Origin of the sequence: Anaerorudis cellulosivorans, from assembly GCF_025943985.1 — a bacterium.
Classification (GTDB): domain Bacteria; phylum Bacteroidota; class Bacteroidia; order Bacteroidales; family Dysgonomonadaceae; genus Anaerorudis; species Anaerorudis cellulosivorans.
This window is the reverse complement of sequence record NZ_JAPCWE010000002.1, coordinates 211,965-232,794: the sequence shown is the minus strand read 5'-3', so window position 1 is coordinate 232,794 and position 20,830 is coordinate 211,965. Positions and strand designations below refer to the sequence as shown.

The 20,830-nt window shown below is 39.8% G+C and carries 17 protein-coding genes and 1 pseudogene; 15 read left to right on the top strand and 3 right to left on the bottom strand.

The genetic code is table 11. The annotated features are described in order from the left end of the window. Positions 1–14 precede the first annotated feature (14 nt). The 11 genes and pseudogenes from OLM34_RS01805 to dinB all read left to right on the top strand — a co-directional run bounded on the left by OLM34_RS01805 (position 15) and on the right by dinB (position 13,187). Positions 15–2,129: a glycan-binding surface protein gene (locus tag OLM34_RS01805; RefSeq protein WP_264404824.1), complete on the top strand. Its 2,115-nt coding sequence runs from the start codon at positions 15–17 to the stop codon at positions 2,127–2,129. A gap of 127 nt (positions 2,130–2,256) precedes the next feature. Then, the gene (locus tag OLM34_RS01800; RefSeq protein WP_264404823.1) at positions 2,257–3,585 is read left to right on the top strand and encodes a glycosyl hydrolase; all 1,329 of its coding nucleotides are present in this window, start codon (positions 2,257–2,259) and stop codon (positions 3,583–3,585) included. 17 nt (positions 3,586–3,602) lie between these two features. After that, positions 3,603–4,122, top strand: a pseudogene (locus tag OLM34_RS01795) (glycosyl hydrolase). 16 nt (positions 4,123–4,138) lie between these two features. Further along, positions 4,139–5,305: a glycoside hydrolase family 130 protein gene (locus OLM34_RS01790; protein ID WP_264404822.1), complete on the top strand. Its 1,167-nt coding sequence runs from the start codon at positions 4,139–4,141 to the stop codon at positions 5,303–5,305. 199 nt (positions 5,306–5,504) lie between these two features. After that, complete coding sequence (locus OLM34_RS01785) at positions 5,505–6,455, top strand: glycoside hydrolase family 5 protein (protein ID WP_264404821.1); 951 nt, start codon at positions 5,505–5,507, stop codon at positions 6,453–6,455. 56 nt (positions 6,456–6,511) lie between these two features. Beyond that, positions 6,512–7,939, top strand: a complete 1,428-nt coding sequence (locus OLM34_RS01780; RefSeq protein ID WP_264404820.1) for an MFS transporter — start codon at positions 6,512–6,514, stop codon at positions 7,937–7,939. Positions 7,940–7,985: 46 nt separating this feature from the next. Beyond that, complete coding sequence (locus OLM34_RS01775) at positions 7,986–9,215, top strand: AGE family epimerase/isomerase (protein WP_264404817.1); 1,230 nt, start codon at positions 7,986–7,988, stop codon at positions 9,213–9,215. A 59-nt stretch (positions 9,216–9,274) separates the two neighbouring features. Beyond that, entirely contained in the window at positions 9,275–10,705 is a 1,431-nt protein-coding gene (locus OLM34_RS01770) for a sialate O-acetylesterase (protein ID WP_264404816.1), read from the top strand. A gap of 164 nt (positions 10,706–10,869) precedes the next feature. Beyond that, the gene (locus tag OLM34_RS01765) at positions 10,870–11,439 is read left to right on the top strand and encodes a DUF3575 domain-containing protein (RefSeq protein WP_264404815.1); all 570 of its coding nucleotides are present in this window, start codon (positions 10,870–10,872) and stop codon (positions 11,437–11,439) included. A 31-nt stretch (positions 11,440–11,470) separates the two neighbouring features. Beyond that, on the top strand, positions 11,471–12,049 hold the full coding sequence (thpR, locus tag OLM34_RS01760; RefSeq protein ID WP_264404813.1) for an RNA 2',3'-cyclic phosphodiesterase: 579 nt from the start codon (positions 11,471–11,473) through the stop codon (positions 12,047–12,049). A gap of 34 nt (positions 12,050–12,083) precedes the next feature. Further along, the gene (gene dinB / locus OLM34_RS01755; RefSeq protein WP_264404812.1) at positions 12,084–13,187 is read left to right on the top strand and encodes a DNA polymerase IV; all 1,104 of its coding nucleotides are present in this window, start codon (positions 12,084–12,086) and stop codon (positions 13,185–13,187) included. Here the strand turns inward: dinB and OLM34_RS01750 are convergent. Genes OLM34_RS01750 through hisS form a run of 3 tightly spaced genes read right to left on the bottom strand, consistent with a single transcriptional unit; the run spans position 13,179 to position 17,043 of the window. After that, positions 13,179–13,715 carry a lysophospholipid acyltransferase family protein gene (locus OLM34_RS01750; RefSeq protein WP_264404811.1) on the bottom strand — a complete coding sequence of 179 codons (537 nt, stop codon included), beginning with the start codon at positions 13,713–13,715 and terminating at the stop codon, positions 13,179–13,181. The genes dinB and OLM34_RS01750 overlap by 9 nt on opposite strands. Further along, positions 13,712–15,661, bottom strand: a complete 1,950-nt coding sequence (locus tag OLM34_RS01745) for an ABC-F family ATP-binding cassette domain-containing protein (protein ID WP_264404810.1) — start codon at positions 15,659–15,661, stop codon at positions 13,712–13,714. The genes OLM34_RS01750 and OLM34_RS01745 overlap by 4 nt, the downstream gene beginning before the upstream one ends. Then, complete coding sequence (gene hisS, locus OLM34_RS01740; protein ID WP_264404809.1) at positions 15,658–17,043, bottom strand: histidine--tRNA ligase; 1,386 nt, start codon at positions 17,041–17,043, stop codon at positions 15,658–15,660. Before hisS ends, OLM34_RS01745 begins: the two co-directional genes overlap by 4 nt. Before the next feature lie 189 nt (positions 17,044–17,232). Between hisS and OLM34_RS01735 the strand changes: the two genes are divergently transcribed. The 4 genes from OLM34_RS01735 to OLM34_RS01720 all read left to right on the top strand — a co-directional run bounded on the left by OLM34_RS01735 (position 17,233) and on the right by OLM34_RS01720 (position 20,830). After that, positions 17,233–18,624, top strand: a complete 1,392-nt coding sequence (locus OLM34_RS01735; protein ID WP_264404808.1) for a PhoH family protein — start codon at positions 17,233–17,235, stop codon at positions 18,622–18,624. Positions 18,625–18,709: 85 nt separating this feature from the next. Further along, on the top strand, positions 18,710–18,856 hold the full coding sequence (rpmH, locus tag OLM34_RS01730) for a 50S ribosomal protein L34 (protein WP_264404807.1): 147 nt from the start codon (positions 18,710–18,712) through the stop codon (positions 18,854–18,856). A 175-nt stretch (positions 18,857–19,031) separates the two neighbouring features. Then, entirely contained in the window at positions 19,032–19,727 is a 696-nt protein-coding gene (locus OLM34_RS01725) for a PASTA domain-containing protein (protein ID WP_264404806.1), read from the top strand. A gap of 23 nt (positions 19,728–19,750) precedes the next feature. Then, a complete protein-coding gene (locus OLM34_RS01720) occupies positions 19,751–20,830 on the top strand; it encodes an RluA family pseudouridine synthase (RefSeq protein WP_264404842.1) in 1,080 nt (359 codons plus the stop codon).

The window sequence follows — 20,830 nt, the reverse complement described above, 5'->3', positions numbered from 1 at the left end:
AATCTTAAAAAAATATGCAAACACATAAAAATAAATGGTATTCATGGCTGATAATTTTCACGTTAATTATCAGTGCAGGCGCATATACCGGATGTGACAAAGATGAAAAAATAGACACGTTGATAGTTTTAAAAGCGTTTGGTCCATCACCTGCCTTAAGAGGGGGTGAACTCAGGTTCATAGGCAGCAATTTGGATAAAGTTACAGCTGTAGTTTTTCAGGGGCTGACATCCGAAACAACAATAGAAGTTAGTGAAATTGAGGTTGTCAACGAAAGAGAAATTCGGGTTACCATTCCTCAGAATGCAGGTCCGGGTAAAGTGACCTTAAAAACGCCACAAGGGGATATTCAAACATTGACTTCTCTTACCTTTTTGGAACCTATATCCATTAGCACTGTTTCTCCTACTACTTTAAGAGCTGGTCAAATACTCACCGTGAAAGGAGAATACCTGAATTTGATTAAAAAAGTAATCTTTGTTGACAATGTTGAGGTGGAATCAAAAGATTTTGTATCTCAGTCCCGAGAACAATTGCAAGTAAGGGTTCCGGATGAAGCTCAAACAGGAAAAATCATTTTATCGAATGGAGAAGAAATGCCTATTGAAATCTACTCTAACGAAGTAATCAATATTATTTTACCTACATTCGTAGAATTTTCTCCTGTTACTGTAAAACCGGGAAATAACATTAATATTACAGGTACAAATCTGGACTTGGTAGCTGGCGTTAAGTTTGGCGGAGATATAATAGTGAATGAAGTTATTTTGAATGCTGATTCCACGCTAATTACAGTAACTGTACCATTTGAAGCCCAGGACGATACCGTAAAATTGATTACCAAATCAGGTCTTGAGGTGAAAGGAAACAAGAAACTGATTACCGTAATGCCTTCAAATCTTGCTGTCAGTCCAACAATAGTTAAAAATGGCAATACGTTGACTATTAAAGGTAAAGATTTGGATTTGGTTGCAAGCATAAAATTTGGTGATATAGAGGGGCAAATTAATGCCAAATCAGAAACAGAAATCTCGGTAATAGTGCCGGAGACAGCCAATTCAAAAGTGGCAACGCTTGTTACTTTCTCCACTAAAACGATCAATACGCCAGAATTTAGTTATGTAAAGCCCAAAATTACAGCGTTATCTCCGAATTCATTAATGGCAGGAAGTGAATTGACCGTTAGCGGAAGTGACTTGGATTTGATAAGGAAAGTGATATTCCCGTCTGCTGCTAAGAGCGTGAATGTTGAACCAAGTTCATCTATTTCGTTTGTAGTTAATGTTCCAACTGATGCAACAAGTGGAATCGTAAAGTTTGTTACTGTAAACGGGACTGAAATTTTATCTCCAAGTGAACTGACTGTAACGGAGGCTGATATACCTGTTATAACCAGCATCCCCGCAAGTGCAAAACCAGGACAATTGTTGGTTATTCAAGGAACAAAATTAAATTTGGTTGAATCGGTTATTTTTCAGAATAATGTGAAAGCAACTCAATTTGGAACTCGTTCGGTAACCTTGTTGGAAGTTTATGTGCCTGAAAATGCCGCAAAAGGTGTTGTAACTTTAAAATTGGTCACTTTTGCAGGAAAAGAAGTTGATGTTCCAATAACTATAAGCGGTACAGATCCTATAGCTGATCCAAGCTATGTGTTCTTTGATTTTGACGGGAAAAATTCATGGTGGGGAAGTTATGGCTCAGTAGAAAATGATCCTGCTCTGTCGTTGAGTGGCAACTATTTCCGTATCAATCAGAATTTGCCATCCGGTTGGGTTGATTTCTTCTGGAGAAATGGACAATACGACCTGAAAGTTGATGGTGTAACAGTTCAGGAATGGGCTGTAAAAATGGATGTCAATGTTTTGGGTGGAACGACGATGGCATTTAAATTTCGTCTCAAAGGTAGTGATGGCGATTTCTGGGCGATTATTCCCGGAATGGAAAATAGAGGTGGTTGGTACACTGTAACTATTCCTTTAACAGATTTCAAGGATGATAACGGATACGGAACAAACATCTTACCAAACGTTCAAAACATTACACAAGATTTTGGACTGGCTACTGCAGGAGATGCAGGATTTGTAAATATGTGCATCGATAATGTTCGTTTCGAAAAAATAAAATAAATAAATGGACTGTTGAAGAGGGTGTCAAAAAATTAGTCATCATTTATTTTTACGACATCCTCTTTTTATGGTTTTTTCTCATATTTTATTAAGCTTGGGATATTGCGCAACTTCGAAATTTGTGCTCATGAATCATCGATTTGTTATTTTGTTTTTATTTTTACTGTCATTGTTTTCCTGTAAGAAATCAGGGAGTGGCATTATTGAAACATTTTCTCCGGAATTAATTTCATCTGCCCCGACAAATAATGAGACGGATGTCTCAATTTATACAAAGGAAATTGTTCTGATTTTCAATGAGAATATTACATTGAAAAGAGGATACGAAATAACATTGAACGGTGTTACTTTAAGTGATGTGAATCCTGGTGTTAAAAATGATTTACGAATCATTTTACCTGAGTTGCAAGAAGGAACAATTTACACACTTATTATTCCTGCATATACAATTAAAGGGCCAACAGGAGCATTTATTCCTGCAGAAATTAAGTTGATTTTTACTACATACAAGTCACCTGCAAGGACTTTTTCTGTCGAAGCGCAAAAGGTTATGGATTTTTTAAAGCAAATCTATGGGATAGGAACTATTTCGGGTACAATGGCAAACATCAACTGGAATACCGATGAAGCCGATTGGGTTTATGCTCAAACCGGAAAATATCCTGCCTTGAATTGTTTCGATTTTATTCATCATGTTTTTTCACCTTCAAATTGGATTGACTATAGTAATATTTCAGCTGTTGAAAATTGGTGGCAATCAAATGGATTGGTAGCAGCTATGTGGCATTGGAATGTGCCGGCAAACAGTGGTATTTCAGATCAATATGCATTCTATTACGGGAGTAAATCCGATCAAACGCTTTTTGATGTCAGTAAAATTTCGGACGAAAATTCTGAAGAATATCGCTTAATGATAAAAGATATCGATATCATCTCCGGTTATCTTAACATTTTAAAATCAAAAGGCATTCCTGTAATTTGGCGACCCTTACATGAAGCTGCCGGTGCATGGTTTTGGTGGGGAGCAAAAGGAGCCGCTCCATTCAAATCGCTTTGGAGACTTATGTTCGAAAGAATGACCAATTATCATCGTCTGGATAATTTGATTTGGGTGTGGACTTCAGAAGGGAATGACCCTGATTGGTATCCCGGTGACGAATATGTGGATATCGTGGGACGCGATTTATATCAAAAAACCCATATTCACGATTCGCAATTGACGGAATTCAATAAAGTTAAAGCTATTGTTTTAGGCAGAAAAATGATTGCACTTACTGAATGTGGGGGAATTCCCGATCCTGATTTGATGTTTCAAAAAGGTGATACCTGGCTTTGGTTCATGCCTTGGTATGGCAGTTATACTAGAGATGATTCTCTAAATGGCGCTGACTATTGGCGAACGGTAATGAATAATTCTCACGTTATAACTCGTGATCAAATGCCCGACTTAAAATAATTTTCCAAAAAGGATTTATGTTTGGACATCAGGATGATCCATTATACGGAATTGGTTGGGAAGGCGATGACGGACGTTCTGACGTGAAAAGTGTTGTTGGCGACTATCCGGCCGTAATGGGTTTCGACTTAGGAAGAATAGAATTGGGAAATGAAAAGAACATAGATAATGTCTTTTTCAAAAGAATCCGAAAGGAAATTATTCGTCAATACCAACGTGGCGGAATGATAACGATAAGCTGGCATATTAACAATCCTCTTACTGATGGTGATTCGTGGGATGTAAAGACGGGAGGTGTGGTATCTTCTATTTTACTTGGTGGAAAGAATCATGAAAAATTTTTATGTTGGCTGCAAAGTGCTGCCAATTGTTGATAAATATCCAATAAGTTATGTGATGGTTTGGCGTAACGCAAGAGAAAGAGAAAATCATTATTATGCGCCTTTTCCCGGTCAAAAATCTGCAGCTGATTTTATAAGGTTTTATCATTATTCCAAAACGTTTTTTTGTAAAGATATTTCGAATTTATACAAATGAATTGAAATAAAAAGTTATGAATCCATTTCAAGAACAAGTGAAAAAATTGTTTGAAAACCAGGAAAAATTGATTACCACAAAAAATTTTCCTATCGACCAAAACAACGGATGGTTTCAGCGTTATAAAAATCCCATTCTTACTGCCGCTCATGTCCCTGTTGCGTGGCGATACGATTTGAATGAAAAGACGAATCCTTTTCTATTGGAAAGAATTGGGATGAATGCCGTAATGAATTCCGGCGCTATCAAATGGCACGATAAATATCTTTTGGTAGGAAGAGTTGAAGGTGTGGATAGGAAATCGTTTTTTGCCGTTGCCGAAAGTCCTAACGGAATTGATAATTTCAGATTTTGGGAAGAACCGATTACCATGCCCGAAACTGATGAACCGGCAACAAACATTTACGATATGCGCCTTACAGCCCACGAAGATGGTTGGATCTACGGCATTTTTTGTGCAGAGAGAAAAGACAAAAATAATCCCGATTTGTCTGCAGCTACTGCAAGTGCAGGAATTGCGCGTACAAAGGATTTGAAGAATTGGGAACGCTTACCCGATCTTCAATCAAGAAGTCAGCAACGAAATGTTGTATTGCATCCCGAATTTGTAAATGGGAAGTATGCATTTTACACCCGACCTCAGGATAGTTTCATTGAAGCTGGTGCAGAATGTGGCATTGGATGGGCTTTGATAGACGACATTGAAAATGCTATCGTAACACATGAAAAAACAATCGATCAACGTTATTATCATACTATCAAGGAGATGAAAAACGGCGAAGGGCCTGCACCCATCAAAACTCCTAAAGGATGGCTGCACTTAGCTCATGGAGTGAGGAGTTGTGCAGCCGGCTTGCGTTATGTTTTGTATTTATACATGACATCGCTGGACGACCCATCGGAGTTGATAGCTTCTCCGGCCGGGTATTTTCTCGCCCCCGAAGGAGAAGAAAGAGTTGGTGACGTTTCAAATGTCGTGTTCAGTAATGGCTGGATAACTGATGACGATGGCAAAGTTTTCATTTATTACGCATCTTCCGATACGCGGATGCATGTGGCAACTTCCACCATCGACAGGCTCGTGGATTATTGTCTCAACACGCCGTCTGACGGATTTTATTCGTATACTTCTGTCCTAAAGATCAAAGATTTAATTCTCAAAAACAAATCAATAAGTTATTAATCGAATAGTTTTGCTTAATTTAGCATTTAATATAGCAGACGAATTTTCGCCACTAATTTTTTTTAATATCATAATATATTCAATACAAATGAAAGCTAGCAAATCAATCTTATTGTTTATACTTGTTTTCTCTATTACAAGTTGTCAAAAATCGAATTCGGAGTCTTCTCACGAAAAACAGTGGGCAACAGCAAATGAAATGAATCAGCGGCTAGGACGTGGGATAAATATTGGCAATACTTTTGAAGCCGATCAATCGTGGCAATCGCCTTTTGATGCCGATGATTTCAGGAAAATTGCCGAATTAGGCTTTACGCATGTTCGTGTACCCATCAAATGGGAAAGAGACGACCGCAGCATGAGCAGTTCGCCATATACTATCGATCTCCAATTTTTCAAAACTGTAAAATCGGTTGTAGATGCTGCTTTGAACAATAAATTGCACATTATTATCAATATGCACCATCATAACGATTTAATGGCTGATCCGCAAGGACAAAAAGCTCGCTTCTTGTCGCAATGGAAACAGATTTCGGAATATTTCAAGGATTATCCCGACAGTTTAGTGTTTGAAATATTAAATGAACCACATGACAAACTTACCGCGGGCCTTTGGAACGACTATTACCGGGATGCTCTGAGAGTCATCCGTGAAACGAATCCGCAACGTTGCGTTCTGCTCGGTGTTGCTGAATGGGGCGGTACTTCGGCATTGAAGTCGCTTACCATTGTTCCCAATGATAATCATTTGATTCTCACCATACATTACTACAATCCTTTTCAGTTTACACATCAGGGAGCTGAATGGGTAGAAGGCTCCGATGCCTGGCTGGGGACAAAATGGAACGACACGCAAGCCGAACGGCAAGCGGTAATTGATGAATTTCAGGCAGCCATTGCTTTGTCAAAATCGAAAAATATCCCCATACATATCGGTGAGTTTGGAGCTTATTCAAAAGCCGATATGGATTCGCGAGTAAAATGGACACGTTTCCTTTCCCGATGGTTCGAACAGCAAGGATTTAGTTGGGCATACTGGGAATGGAATTCCGGATTTGGTATTTACGACCCGAACACAAAAACATATCGAACTCAATTGGTCAAAGCTCTTACAAAGGATGCTATGCCTGTTGTACAAAGTGTGAATTAGAGCAACAAAAACAATTGTTATTGATTGATTTATTTTTTTTAGCATTAAACAAAAGAATGACTACAGAAAAAATCGGGTTTAGGGAAAAGATTGGTTATGGTTTTGGTGATGCAGCCTCTTCCATGTTTTGGAAGATCTTTGGGATGTATTCATTGTTTTTCTACACTGATGTTTTTGGAATAACCGCTGCAGCTGCCGGAACAATGTTTTTGGTGGCACGTTTATGGGATTCTTTTTTTGATGTATTCGTGGGCATAATGAGCGACCGTACCAAAACCCGCTGGGGAAAATATCGCCCATACCTGCTTTGGTTTGCCATTCCCTTTGCTGTGATGGGCGTCATAACTTTTTACACTCCCGATTTCGGGCAAACCGGAAAACTGATTTACGCCTACGTTACCTATTCGCTGATGATGATTGTGTATTCGTTGATCAATGTGCCTTATGCTTCATTGTTGGGATCCATTACTTCAAATCCGATCGAACGCAACGCACTTTCATCCTACCGTATGTCGTTTGCATTTATCGGCAGTTTTGTAACTTTTATGCTATTGCAACCGTTGGTTGATTTTTATGCAGGACGTTTTGGAGGAGAAACCATTATAAAAACAGCAGAAAATTCAATTAGTACTGCCCCTATCGGTTGGGTTTTAGGCGTTGGAACAATCGGAATTGTTTGTGTTGTTTTGTTTTTACTGTGTTTTAGTTGGACTAAAGAACGTGTAACGCAAATAGAAACTGAAGAAAATGTTTCCGTCAAACAGGATTTGAAGAATCTTTTTCATAACACCCCTTGGTGGATTCTTATCGGAACAGGATTAGCCGCTTTGCTTTTCAATGCCATACGCGACAGCGTAGCGATTTACTATTTTCGCGATTATGTTCAGGTAAATTATAAAATGGAAGGTACCGGATGGGATATGACGACCATTTATTTCCTTGTCGGTCAGGCTGCCAATCTGATTGGAGTAATGGCAGCACCTACCATATCGGCAAAATACGGTAAAAAAAGGACGTATATGATTTCCATTCTTATGGCAGGAATCTTGAGCACGGGATTTTATTTTATTCCAAATAACGTTACGCTGATTCTTATTCTTCAATTCTTTACCTCTATTTTCGCTGGTTATGTGCTGCCGCTCCTCTGGTCAATGTTTGCCGATATTGTCGATCACCAGGAACTGACTACGGGACGACGTGCAACCGGATTGATTTTCTCGTCTTCTTCTATGTCCCAAAAATTGGGGTGGGCGGTGGGAGCAGCTTTAAGCGGTTGGATTTTGGCAATCTTCAATTATAATCCGCAGGCTGCACAACAGGCGGTAGAAACCATTTTCGGTGAGCGACTTATGATAAGTTTTTTTCCCGCATTTTGCTGTTTGTTGGCATTTATAGGTATGTTGTTTTATCCACTTTCCGACAAAAAAGTGAAGGGAATCATTGAACAACTCGACGAAAAAAGAGCAAAATCGGCTATTCAGTAGAAACTTGAAATTATCAGTCAAAACATTGTAAATCGTTGATTCAGGAATGACAGATCATTCAAAACAAACAGCAAACAAGGATATTTCTTTTAATCTAATAAAATTAAAGGAGGAAGTTTACGACGAATTAACGCAAGATATTCTTCCGTTTTGGGCAGAGAAAATGAAAGATTTGGAACGTGGTGGATATTTTGGGCAAATGACCGGTAAAAATCAGTTGATTAAAAACGCTCCAAGAGGTGGAATTTTGAATGCACGCATTTTGTGGACTTTTTCTTCAGCAGCTTTCTATTTAAAAAACAACGCTTATCTGAAAGAAGCAGAACACGCAAAGGAATATATTTTCAACCATTTTTTTGATGAAGAATTTGGAGGAACTTATTGGATGCTGAATGCAGACGGTTCACCTGCCGACACCAAAAAACAGATTTACAGTCAGGCATTTTTCATTTATGCATTGGTCGAATTTTATCGTACAAGCGGTGATGAAGTGGCTTTGAAAAAGGCAAAAGAACTTTTTTCGCTGATAGAAAAATACAGTTTTGATAAGGACAAAAATGGCTATTTCGAAGCATACAGTCGCGATTGGCTTTTGCTTGACGATGTACGTTTGAGCGATAAGGATGCCAACGAAAAAAAGACGATGAACACCCATTTGCACCTGCTTGAAGCCTACACTAATTTGTTTCGCGTCTGGAAAAACCCTTTATTGGAAATGCAGCTGAAAAATTTGATTGACCTGTTTCTCGACAAAATTATCAATTTCGAAACATATCATTTGAATCTGTTTTTCGATGAAAATTGGGCATGTAAGTCGTTCATTCAATCTTTCGGACACGATATAGAAGCGTCCTGGTTGTTGGATGAAGCAGCTACTGTTTTAGGAGACGTGGGAACACTGCAAAAAGTGCGAAATGTGGTTTTTCGCGTTGCGGATGCAGCTGTTGAAGGACTTCGTGAAGACGGAGGCTTGATGAACGAAAAAGACGTTGTAACCAACCACCTCGACACGAATAGCGATTGGTGGCCGCAGGCAGAAGCTGTTGTCGGTTTTTTTAATACGTTTCAACTTTCAAATAAAGAATCTTATCTCAAAAAAGTTTTCAATTCCTGGAATTTTATCAAAGAGAACCTGATTGACAAAGAAAATGGTGAATGGTACTGGGCGGTTTCTAAGGACGGACATAAAGACACACTGAACGACAAAACCGGATTTTGGAAATGTCCTTACCACAACAGCCGAATGTGTATCGAATTGATTAATCGAATTAAATAACAATTATATTCAACAGTAAAAAATAATCGTAATTAAATAATTAATAAATACCTACTAAAATGAAATTCAAGATTTTACCGTTAATGCTCCTGTTGATTTTTTCCAATTCAATTGGTGCAAAAGTTTCGTTACCTGAAATATTGAGCGATAACATGGTTCTGCAACAGAACACAAAAGTTAATCTCTGGGGAAAATCTGATCCCGGAAAAACAGTTGAAATTCGTCCTTCATGGACTTCCGAAATTACTAAAGTTAAGGTCGACACAAAAGGGAACTGGAAGGTATCCGTTGCCACACCTGCAGCAAGTTTTACTCCTTATTCCATTTCGATTTCCGACGGCGAAAAAGTAACGCTGAACAATGTGTTGATAGGAGAGGTTTGGCTTGCTTCAGGACAGAGCAACATGGAGATGCCGTTGAACGGCTTCTGGAACAACCCGGTTCTCAAAGCCAACGAAACCATTGCGATGGCAGGGCAAAACGAGGGAATCCGTTTCGTTACCATTCCCAAAACTGCAGCGATGGAACCTCAGGAAACCGTTAAGGGGAAGTGGCAAGCATGTACCCCTGAAAATGCGCCGGGTTTCAGTGCCACGGCTTATCATTTTGCGCAAACACTGTATCAAACATTAAATGTACCGATCGGGATTATTGTTTCCAGTTGGGGAGGTTCACGTGTGGAAGGTTGGACAAGCCGCGAAATTTTGGAAACTTATCCCGATGTCGATTTGAGCGAAAAAGCTATCAACAGTCTTAATCCGATGTATCGTCCTATGTTGATGTATAATGCGATGATATGTCCGTTGATTCACTATACCATTAAAGGTTTTATCTGGTATCAGGGCGAATCAAATGTCGGGCATCACCAAGTATATGCCGAGCGACTTGCCAACATGGTCAATCTTTGGAGGAAGGATTGGGGATTGGGCGATTTGCCTTTTTATTACGTTGAAATTGCTCCTTGGATTTATGGTGATGGTGAGACCGGTACCTCCGGTGCACTGCTGCGCGAAGCCCAATTCAAGGCACAATCACAGATTACCAATAGTGGCATGATTTCGACCAACGATTTGGTAGAAGATTACGAAAAGACCAATATTCATCCTCGCAATAAAATCGATGTAGGAAAGAGGCTTGCTTTTATGGCTCTTTCGCAAACTTATGGTCATACGGGTGTTGCTTGTCACGGACCGGAGTATAAATCGATGGAAATAAAAGACGGAAAAATTTACCTTTCTTTCAACCATGCCGAGAACGGTTTCAGCAGAACGGTGGGCATAAATGGTTTCGAGATTGCCGGAGATGATCGGATTTTTCGTCCGGCTAAGGTTGAGGTCGATTTGAACAACAGGATACTGATTGTTTCGAATGAAAATATTCCGAACCCCGTAGCGGTAAGATATTGCTTCAAGAATTTTCAAATCGGGAATCTTTACAATACACGCGAATTGCCTGTGGTGCCTTTCAGAACGGATAATTTCGAAAAGTAAAACCTGTAACTTTTGTGATTGTAACCTATAAACTTATGTTGGCGGGATTATTTGTGAAAAATTATCCTTATAATTGTTATTCTCTTGCAATTTTCTTTTATCTTTGCCGATAACGGATCATTTAATTGTGTTATTCTAAATTAAATTGAAAAACAATGAATGCGATGAAAAAAATTCCTTTTGTCCTTTTTTTATTGATAGGACTATCTTTTTGTGCATATGCTCAAAAAACAATGTTGAAAACGAATATTCCGTATTGGTTGACCGCATCGCCCAATCTTGGAGCAGAGGTTGCTGTGACTGATAATGTGAGTATTGAGTTATCTGCAGGATTCAATCCCTTCAAATTCGGTGATGACAAGCAGATTAAACATTGGGTTGTGTGGCCTGAAGCACGTTATTGGCTTAACGAAACGTATAACGGCCATTTTTTTGGATTGCACGGCGTAGGTGGACAATTCAACATGGGAGGAGTGGATATTCCCATATGGAAACTGAAAAATCTGAAAGATCGACGGTATGACGGATCTGCCATTGGCTTTGGTGTCAGTTACGGTTATCAGTGGGTATTAAGTTCTCGCTGGGGCTTGGAAGCAACATTGGGAGTAGGATATGCACGATTCGATTACGATATCTATTCATTGGGGGAAAACGGATCAAAAATCGGAGAAAACAAGAAAAACTATTTCGGTCCTACCAAAGGAGCAATATCCATTACATATGTTATCAATTAAAATAGGGGAAGATTAAGGTCTTTTCTTCTTTATGCAGTCCAAACGTACTTTTCTTGCTTTACCCCTTATTCCTGTTGAACCGGCTGCGAATAAGGCGAAAGAATTGAAGCATTTGCTGCGAAAATACCGCATCAAGTGGGTAAATCCCGAATCGTACCATTTGACGCTGTTCTTTTTTGGCGAAGTTCCTGTGGATCAATTAGCCGAATTGAAAGACGCAATTCGTTCAGCGGTGGAAGGAATGCCCGTTTTTTCTTTTAAATTGACGAATCCGGGTTTGTTTAAGAAAGGGCATGAGCCCCGAGTGCTTTGGTTGGGAATTGAGGCTCCCGAAATTTTATTCGAATTGAAAAAAAGGATAGACCGTGAGGTAGTTTCTCTGGGTTTTATTTCCAATGAAAAATTTTTCAATCCTCATCTAACGATAGGGCGATTTATTCCCGGTCAAACCATTGAACCTTCATTAAATCGAGCGTTGACGATTTCTCAATTTTCTCACCCTGTGCAGTATGAAGCCAATGAAATCGTGCTGTTCGAAAGCCGATTGTCTCCTCATGGAGCGTCTTACTATCCTATGGAAATTTTTTCGTTGAAGTCCGAAAATAACTAGGTCGTGGTGAGCGGTATATTTTATATGTATTGTTATGATTCGCAAGATAATCCATATCGATATGGATGCTTTTTATGCTTCTATTGAACAGCGCGATAATCCTGAATACCGCGGGAAACCTGTTGCCGTGGGTTATGGAGGGAAACGCGGTGTGGTTGCCGCTGCCAGCTATGAGGCTCGGCGTTATGGCATTCATTCGGCAATGGCATCGGTTATTGCTCTGCAAAAATGTCCTCATCTGATTTTTGTTATGCCTCGTTTTGACATTTATCGGGAGGTATCCCATCAGATCATGCAGATTTTTCTTGAATATACCGATAAGGTGGAGCCTTTGTCGCTCGACGAGGCTTTTTTGGATGTTACGGTTAATAAAAAAGGTATTCACTCGGCAACGGCAATAGCAAAAGAGATCAAACAGAAAATATACAATCGTACACGTTTAACGGCTTCTGCCGGTGTGTCGTACAATAAATTTTTGGCCAAAATCGCATCAGATTACCGCAAACCCAACGGTTTGTTTGTTATACCACCGGAAAAGGCTGAAGCTTTTATTGAACGATTGCCCGTAGAGCGTTTTTTCGGCGTGGGTAAAGTAACGGCTGCCAGAATGAACGAAATGGGTATAAAAACCGGGTATGATTTGAAACAATGGGCAGAAACGGATCTTGTAAAGCATTTCGGAAAAGTAGGAAGTGTTTACTATTGGTTTGCACGCGGAATCGATGATCGTGAAGTGGAATCGGAACATATCCGAAAATCGTTGGGAACCGAAGAAACTTTTCCTGAGGATATTTATGAAATGGTTGATGCATTAAGGGCTTTGGATGAGATTTCGGAAGAACTGTACAGAAGGGCCGAGAAACGTAAATTTTTTGCCAAAACACTTACGCTTAAAATAAAGTATGCCGATTTTACACTTATTACTCGAAGTAGAACGGTAGATTATCTTATCAAAACCTATCATCAGATTTTTGAGTTGGGAAAGGAATTGCTTTTATCGGTTGAAGATATTCAGGAAAAAAAAATCCGTCTGATGGGACTTTCGCTCCGAAATCCTGAGATGGAAATATCGCGGGAAGAGCAACCCCTTCAGTTGTCTTTCGATTTTAAAGAGTTTGATGATTCTTCATCAAAGTAAAAAGTTTTGGGGATGTTTTCCGGTAATGCCCTTATAATGCGCTTTTATTTTTTCTATATCTTTTTCATAATCGCCGGTGGGATAAAAGGTGTCGAGAAAGATTACCTCTTTCTTGGCGTAATCGATTCCCACTAAAACAATAGGCACATTGGCTTTTAGCGCAATGTAATAATCACCCTTTCTCCATTCTTTAACCGGTTTCCTAGTGCCTTCGGGAGTTACTGCAAGTTGAAATTTTTCGTGTTTGTTAAATTCCTCGGCTAATTTGTCGGTAAGCCAATTTTTCTTATCCCTTTCAACAGGAATTCCTCCTATACTCTTGAAAAGTAGATTGAAAGGAAAGAAAAACCATTCTTTTTTAATTAGAAATTTTGCATTTCTTCCCAACGAACTGTAAGCCAGCTTTCCTACTATGAAATCCCAATTGCTGGTATGTGGTGCAAGTGCAATTACGCATTTGGGAATATCCGGCAGAACATTTACCACTTTCCATCCGAATAGTTTCAGTATGAGTTTGCTGATTTTCATTGCATGTTCATTTGCACCTTCTCCATTTCCAACGTTAGTTGTTCCCAAATGTTCATTGTAATGGTAATTTTGTTTTTTAAGTCGATATATGATTGGAGCAAAGAAACATTTGATGCTTCTTCCGGAGTAATGAGTTCGGATTCGATGGAGGAAAGTTTTTCTTCCATTTTTGTGATTTTTTCTTCTATTTCTTGAATTTCTTTTTCAAGCCTTTTGATTTGCTTGTTCTGTTCTTTTTGTTCTTGGTAGGAAAGTTTATTTTCCGATTTCCGATTATCTTTTTTTTCTACCGGAGCAAGAGTTGAGCTATGTAAAGAAGTTTCCAGTTGTTGCAGATTTTCCAGTTTCTTTTTTGCCAGAAAATCGTAGATGCCGCCCAAATGCTCAATAACTTTTCCTCTGCCAAATTCATAAACCTTTGTAACAAGTTCATTGAGAAAATCCCGGTCGTGTGAAACGATGATGGCTGTGCCATCGAATTCGGAAATGGCTTTTTTCAGAACATCTTTCGACGCCATATCCAGATGGTTTGTCGGCTCATCGAGGATGAGCAGATTCACCGGTTCGAGAAGCAGACGTATCATTGCCAGTCGGCTACGCTCGCCGCCGGAAAGTGCTTTAACTTTTTTCTCCGATGCTTCTCCGCCAAACATGAAGGCACCCAAAATATCACGTATTTTGTTTCGAATATCTCCTGTGGCAACCTGATCGATGGTTTCGAAAACTGTCAGATTTTCATCGAGCAATTGTGCCTGATTCTGGGCAAAATAGCCGATCTTTACATTGTGCCCCAATTCAAGTTTGCCTTGAAAATCGATTTCGTTCATGATGCATTTGACGAGGGTCGATTTTCCTTCACCGTTTTTACCTACAAAGGCCACTTTATCGCCCCGATGGATGGTCATGTTTACATCAGAGAATACCACATGATCGCCATAACTTTTCGTTACATTTTCCATTATCACAGGGTATGATCCGGACCGTGGTGCAGGAGGGAATTTCAAATTCAGATGGGAATTATCCACCTCGTCAACTTCAATTACTTCAATTTTTTCCAGTTGTTTGATACGCGATTGTACTTGGTTGGATTTAGTCGGCTTATAGCGGAAACGTTCGATAAACTCTTCGGTTTTCTGAATTTGTTTTTGTTGGTTTTCATAAGCGCGGAGTTGCTGTTCACGCCGTTTTTTGTGCAGTTCCACATATTCGGAGTAACTCACTTTATAATCGTAAATTTTTCCGCATATAATCTCGATTGTGCGGTTGGTAACTGCATCGAGAAAGGCACGATCGTGCGATACCAGCATCAGTGCATTAGCATGGGTTGCCAAAAAATTTTCCAGCCATTGGATGGATTCGATATCGAGATGATTGGTGGGTTCGTCCAACAACAACACATCGGGTGTCTGCAACAAAATTTTTGCCAGTTCGATGCGCATGCGCCACCCTCCGCTGAATTCTTTTGTCGGGCGATCGAAATCTTCTCGCGAAAATCCTAACCCGATGAGTGTCTTTTCTATTTCGGCCTCAAAATTATTGATACCCGACATTAGTAACAATTCCTGCAGATCGGCTGAACGTTGAATGATTCGTTGATAATCTTCCGATTCGTAATCGGTTCGTTCGGCAAGCCGGCGGTGTAGCTTTTCGAGCTCGTTTTCCATTTCTTGCAGATGTTTGAATGCTTGGGCGGCTTCCTCTTTTACCGAGAATGTGTCGTTCAACTTCATTTGTTGCGGAAGATATCCGATGGAGATTTCTTTCGGATAGGAAACCCTCCCTCGAGTAGGATGTTGAATTCCTGCTAAGATTTTGAGTAAGGTAGATTTTCCTGCTCCGTTTTTGCCAACCAAAGCTGTACGTTCGTTTTTATTCAACACAAACGATATATCGTTCAGCAAAGTGAACCCGCCAAATTCAACGGAAAGATTTTCTATGGAAATCATAAGGGCTTACCGGTGTCGGTTTTTTTCAAGAACAAGGTTATGAGTTGTTCTCGAGTCAGTCTTGTTTGTTCTCCCGATTTCATGTTTTTGAGAGTGATTTCCCCTTTGGAAATTTCGTTTTCGCCTATAAGGGCAACAAAAGGGATATGATTCGTATCGGCATAAGAGAGTTGTTTTTTTATTTTTGCCGGTTCGGGATAAATTTCTGCCGAAATCCCTTTGCTGCGCAATAGCGTGAGGAGAGGAAGAATGAAGTTTTCTTCTTGTTCGCCGAAATTAACAAACAGAATGTCGGTTCCCCCGGTTAGGTTATCGGGATAGAGATTGAGTCGGTTCAGTACATCGTAGATGCGGTCGGCACCAAAAGAGATACCCACTCCCGATACATGGGGGAGACCGAAAATGCCGGTGAGATTGTCATACCGCCCACCGCCGGTAATACTCCCTATTTCAACATCAATAGCTTTAACCTCGATAATGCTTCCTGTGTAATAATTCAAACCACGTGCGAGGGTAAGATCGAGTTCGATTCGATTTTCAAATGACAGCAATCCGGTTTTGTTTAAAATAAATTCGATTTCTTCTATTCCTTTTAATCCGGTTTCAGATGAAGAAAGCGTTTTTTTTAGTGTGTCTATTTTTTTCTCGTTGCTACCGTTCAATAAAATAATGGGTTGCAGCTTGTCGATAGCTTCCCGAGAAATATTCTTCGAACGTAATTCTTCATTTACGTTTTCAAGTCCGATCTTTTCCAGTTTGTCGATAGCAACTGTAATATCCGTTATTTTGTCGGCTTCGCCAATAATTTCGGCAATGCCAGAAAGGATTTTCCGGTTGTTCAATTTTGTAATGATGCGGATATTCAGCCGTTTAAATACTTCATCGATCATTTGAAGGAGTTCCACTTCGTTTAATAACGAATCGGATCCGATAATATCGGCATCACATTGAAAAAATTCCCTGTAGCGCCCTTTTTGTGGCCTGTCGGCTCGCCATACCGGCTGAATCTGAAAACGTTTGAAAGGAAAAGTGATTTCCTGTCGATGCATGACCACATAGCGAGCAAAAGGAACAGTAAGATCATATCGTAATCCTTTTTCGGCAATTTTGATCGCTGTTTTTGTTGAATTTCCTTCTTGAAGGTCTTCCGGCGTTAAGGCTGAAAGAAAGTCGCCGGAATTGAGTATCTTGAACAACAATTTATCGCCTTCTTCACCGTACTTTCCCAAGAGTGTAGATAAATTTTCCATAGCCGGCGTTTCGATTTGACGGAAGCCGAACAATTGGAATACTTTCTTAATGGTGTCGAAAATATAGTTGCGCTTTGCCATCTCTTCGGGCGAAAAATCGCGCGTTCCTTTGGGAATGGAAGGTTTTTGCATCGTTACTTTTACCTTTGTTTTACCATGCAAAGGTAATGAATTATGGAGAAAACTAAAAATACCCCTTTCTTGTAGAAATATTGTATTTTTTGTTTGTATCTTAGCGTTTGAAATCGGATTGAGGAAAAACAATCTTAGCATATTTGCGTTTTTATTTAAAATAGTAAATACTTTTAACTCCAACGAAAAATGGGAAAAACAGATCAAATTGCTTCGGAAAAAGCAAAATCGGAAACCGCCAAATCAAAAAAATCCGCATCATCCACAAAAAAGAATTTTATTCTCGATACCAATGTTATTCTTCATGATTATAAATGCTTGGATAATTTTGAAGAAAACGATATCTATATTCCTTTTGTTGTATTGGAAGAACTGGATAAATTTAAGAAGGGAAACGATCAGATCAATTTCAATGCCCGTGCTTTTATTCGCGAACTCGATCTGATTACCGACGATGATTTGTTTATGAATGGAGCCGAATTGGGGGTAGGACGCGGGAAACTCTATATCGTAAATGTTCCGGATCACCCTAAAATTTTAGAGGCTTTTCCCGAAAAAAGCCCCGATAATCGCATTCTTTCTACACTGTTGACGCTCACGGAGAAATATCCCCACATGAAAACCATTCTCATATCCAAAGACATCAACTTACGCATGAAAGCGCGTTCGTTGGGATTGCTTGCCGAAGATTATATTACGGATAAAGTTACCGATATCGATATTTTCGAACAGGAAGAATTGGTTTTCGATGGAATTGATCCCGAACTGATCGATAGAATCTATGCAAACCCTGTCGGAGTCGATTTTGACGAATTCGATTTTCCTACTGCAATAGAACCGAATCAATGTTTTATACTCAAAAGCAATCGCAACAGTGTATTGGTGCGATACAATCCTTTCACGCAAAAAATCAAAAAAATCGAAAAAGAAACCAATTTCGGTATTCAGCCACGCAATGCCGAGCAAGCTTTTGCTTTTGAAGTATTGAATGATCCCCAGATAAAGTTGGTTGCCCTTACGGGAAAAGCGGGAACCGGGAAAACGTTGCTTGCCCTGGCGTCGGCATTGAAACAACATAAACTCTACAACCAGATTCTTCTTGCTCGTCCAATTGTATCGTTGTCAAATAAGGATCTTGGATATTTGCCCGGCGACGAGAAACAAAAAGTAGCACCCTATATGCAACCGCTGTTCGATAACCTTAATGTTATTAAATCGCACCTTGGGTCAAACAGTCCCGAACAGCGCCTTATTGATGAAATGGAACGATCGGGGCAGCTTGCAATTGAAGCATTGGCTTTTATTCGCGGACGCAGCCTCTCGGAGACTTTTTGTATTATCGATGAGGCCCAGAATCTCACTCCTCATGAAGTGAAGACCATTATTACCCGTGCAGGAGAAGGAACAAAAATGGTATTTACCGGCGATCTTCAGCAGATCGACTCTCCTTATCTCGATTCTCAATCCAACGGATTGGCTTATATGATCGATAAAATGAAAGGGCAACCTATTTTCGCTCATGTTAATCTGATTAAGGGCGAACGAAGCGAATTGTCGGAATTGGCAAGCAATTTACTGTAGTTGATGTCCATAAAAATTGATTAATTCAAAAATTATCCCTAATTTTGCGGCTTATTAATAGAAACAAAATAAAAAACCATACAAAATGAAAAGGACATATCAACCTTCCGTAAAAAAGAGAAAGAACAAACACGGGTTTCGTGCAAGAATGGCTACAAAAAACGGCAGAAAAGTATTGGCTGCACGTCGGGCTAAAGGCAGAGCCAAGCTAACCGTATCGGATGAATTTTAATTTCATTTTTTTCTCCGGAAAAGCAAGAATATGATACCCGTATTCCTGCTTTTTTGTTTTTAAAGGGTTAACAAACGAAAATATCTTTTATATTCGACAGCAGTCGTTTTTTTTGTACCTTTGCGGCGATAATCATTCTGTTTAAGAAGTATAAGAATATGACATTACGATACCTATGAATGCCAAACAACCTTCAAAACGCTTTTTTGAAAACAGCATCATCAAGAATCTTCTTTTGATTGTTCTTGTCTCCGTTGTTCTTCTGATATTAACCCTTCTTTTTTTGAAAGTGTACACCCGGCACGACCAAAACGTGAGTGTGCCAAAACTTGCAGGCTTGCAAGTTGAAGAAGCCAATGCGATATTGAAATCGAAAGGACTGCATATCGAAATAATCGATTCCGTTTATCAGAAAGATGCCGTTCCCGGTGCCATTATTGAACAGGTACCTGAAGAAAATAGCAAGGTAAAGAAAGGACGGGCTATCTATGTTGCTGTGTATGCGAAGACACCTCAACAGGTTACAATGCCTGAACTAGTCGATTATTCGTTGCGTCAAGCTCAAGCACTTTTGATTTCAATGGGTTTTACTCAACTATCTATTGAAGAAGTGCCTTCCGAATATTCCGGTTTGGTTTTGGGTGTGGAATATCGGGGAAGAAAGTTGATGCCTAATGAAAAAGTTCCGGCGGGATCACCACTGAAATTAATTGTCGGAAACGGACAGTTAACCGATTCTCTCGGAATGACTAATGAATATATTATGTCGCCTGATCAGATTTCTGCTCGGGATTCCGGCGATATCGAGATAAAAAATCGATCGGTTTCCAAGCAGCAGAAGAATACGAATATAGACGAATCATTTTTCTAAATTAATTTTTCGGAAATATAGTGTTGAAAAAAGATTTCGATCAAATAAACGATCTTTGGGAAGAAGGAGATGACGAAATAGTCGCATCGGAAGAGAGCAAAAAATACGAACATTATCGCTTTGTAGCCGATAAAGGGCAGAGCCTGCTGCGAATCGATAAATTTTTATCGGATCGTATTGAAGGAATTTCCCGAAACCGCATTCAGCAAGCGGCTGAAGCAGGGTGTATTCTGGTGAATGATATGCCGGTAAAGTCGAGTTACCGAGTAAAGCCGATGGACGTAATTTCTATCGTGATGGACAAACCACGTCACGAAGTGGAAATTATTCCCGAGGATATTCCCCTTAATATTGTTTATGAAGATAATGACCTGATGGTGGTGAATAAACCGGCAGGCATGGTAGTGCATCCCGGTCATGGCAATTATTCCGGTACCCTCATCAATGCCATTGCTTATTATCTGAATTATGAGGAGGGAATTCGTTTGGATGATCCACGTGTAGGAATGGTACATCGTATCGATAAGGATACGTCGGGCTTGCTGCTTATTGCCAAAACACCGGAAGCCAAAACCAACTTATCCCTTCAATTTTACAACAAAACAACCAAACGTCAGTATATTGCATTGGCATGGGGTGATTTGGAAAATGACGAGGGTCGTATTGAGGGAAATATAGGTCGCGATCCCAAGAACCGTATGCTCATGCGTGTTTTTCCCGAGGGTGAGATGGGGAAAACCGCCGTTACCCATTATCAAGTGATGGAGCGATTCGGGTACGTAACCCTTGTGCAGTGCAGATTGGAAACGGGACGCACCCACCAGATCCGTGTTCACATGAAACATATCGGTCATCCGCTTTTTAATGATGAACGTTATGGGGGAAACGAGATACTTTACGGTTTGCGTTCTGTCAGGTACAAACAATTTGTTTACAATTGTTTTGCCGCATGCCCCCGTCAATGTTTGCATGCTCAAACATTAGGATTTATACATCCTTCAACCGGTAAAGAAATGTTCTTCGAGAGCGAAATACCGGCCGACATGCAGGAAGTGATTCGTAAATGGCGTATTTACACTATTGCACAGCAATTAAAATCGTAA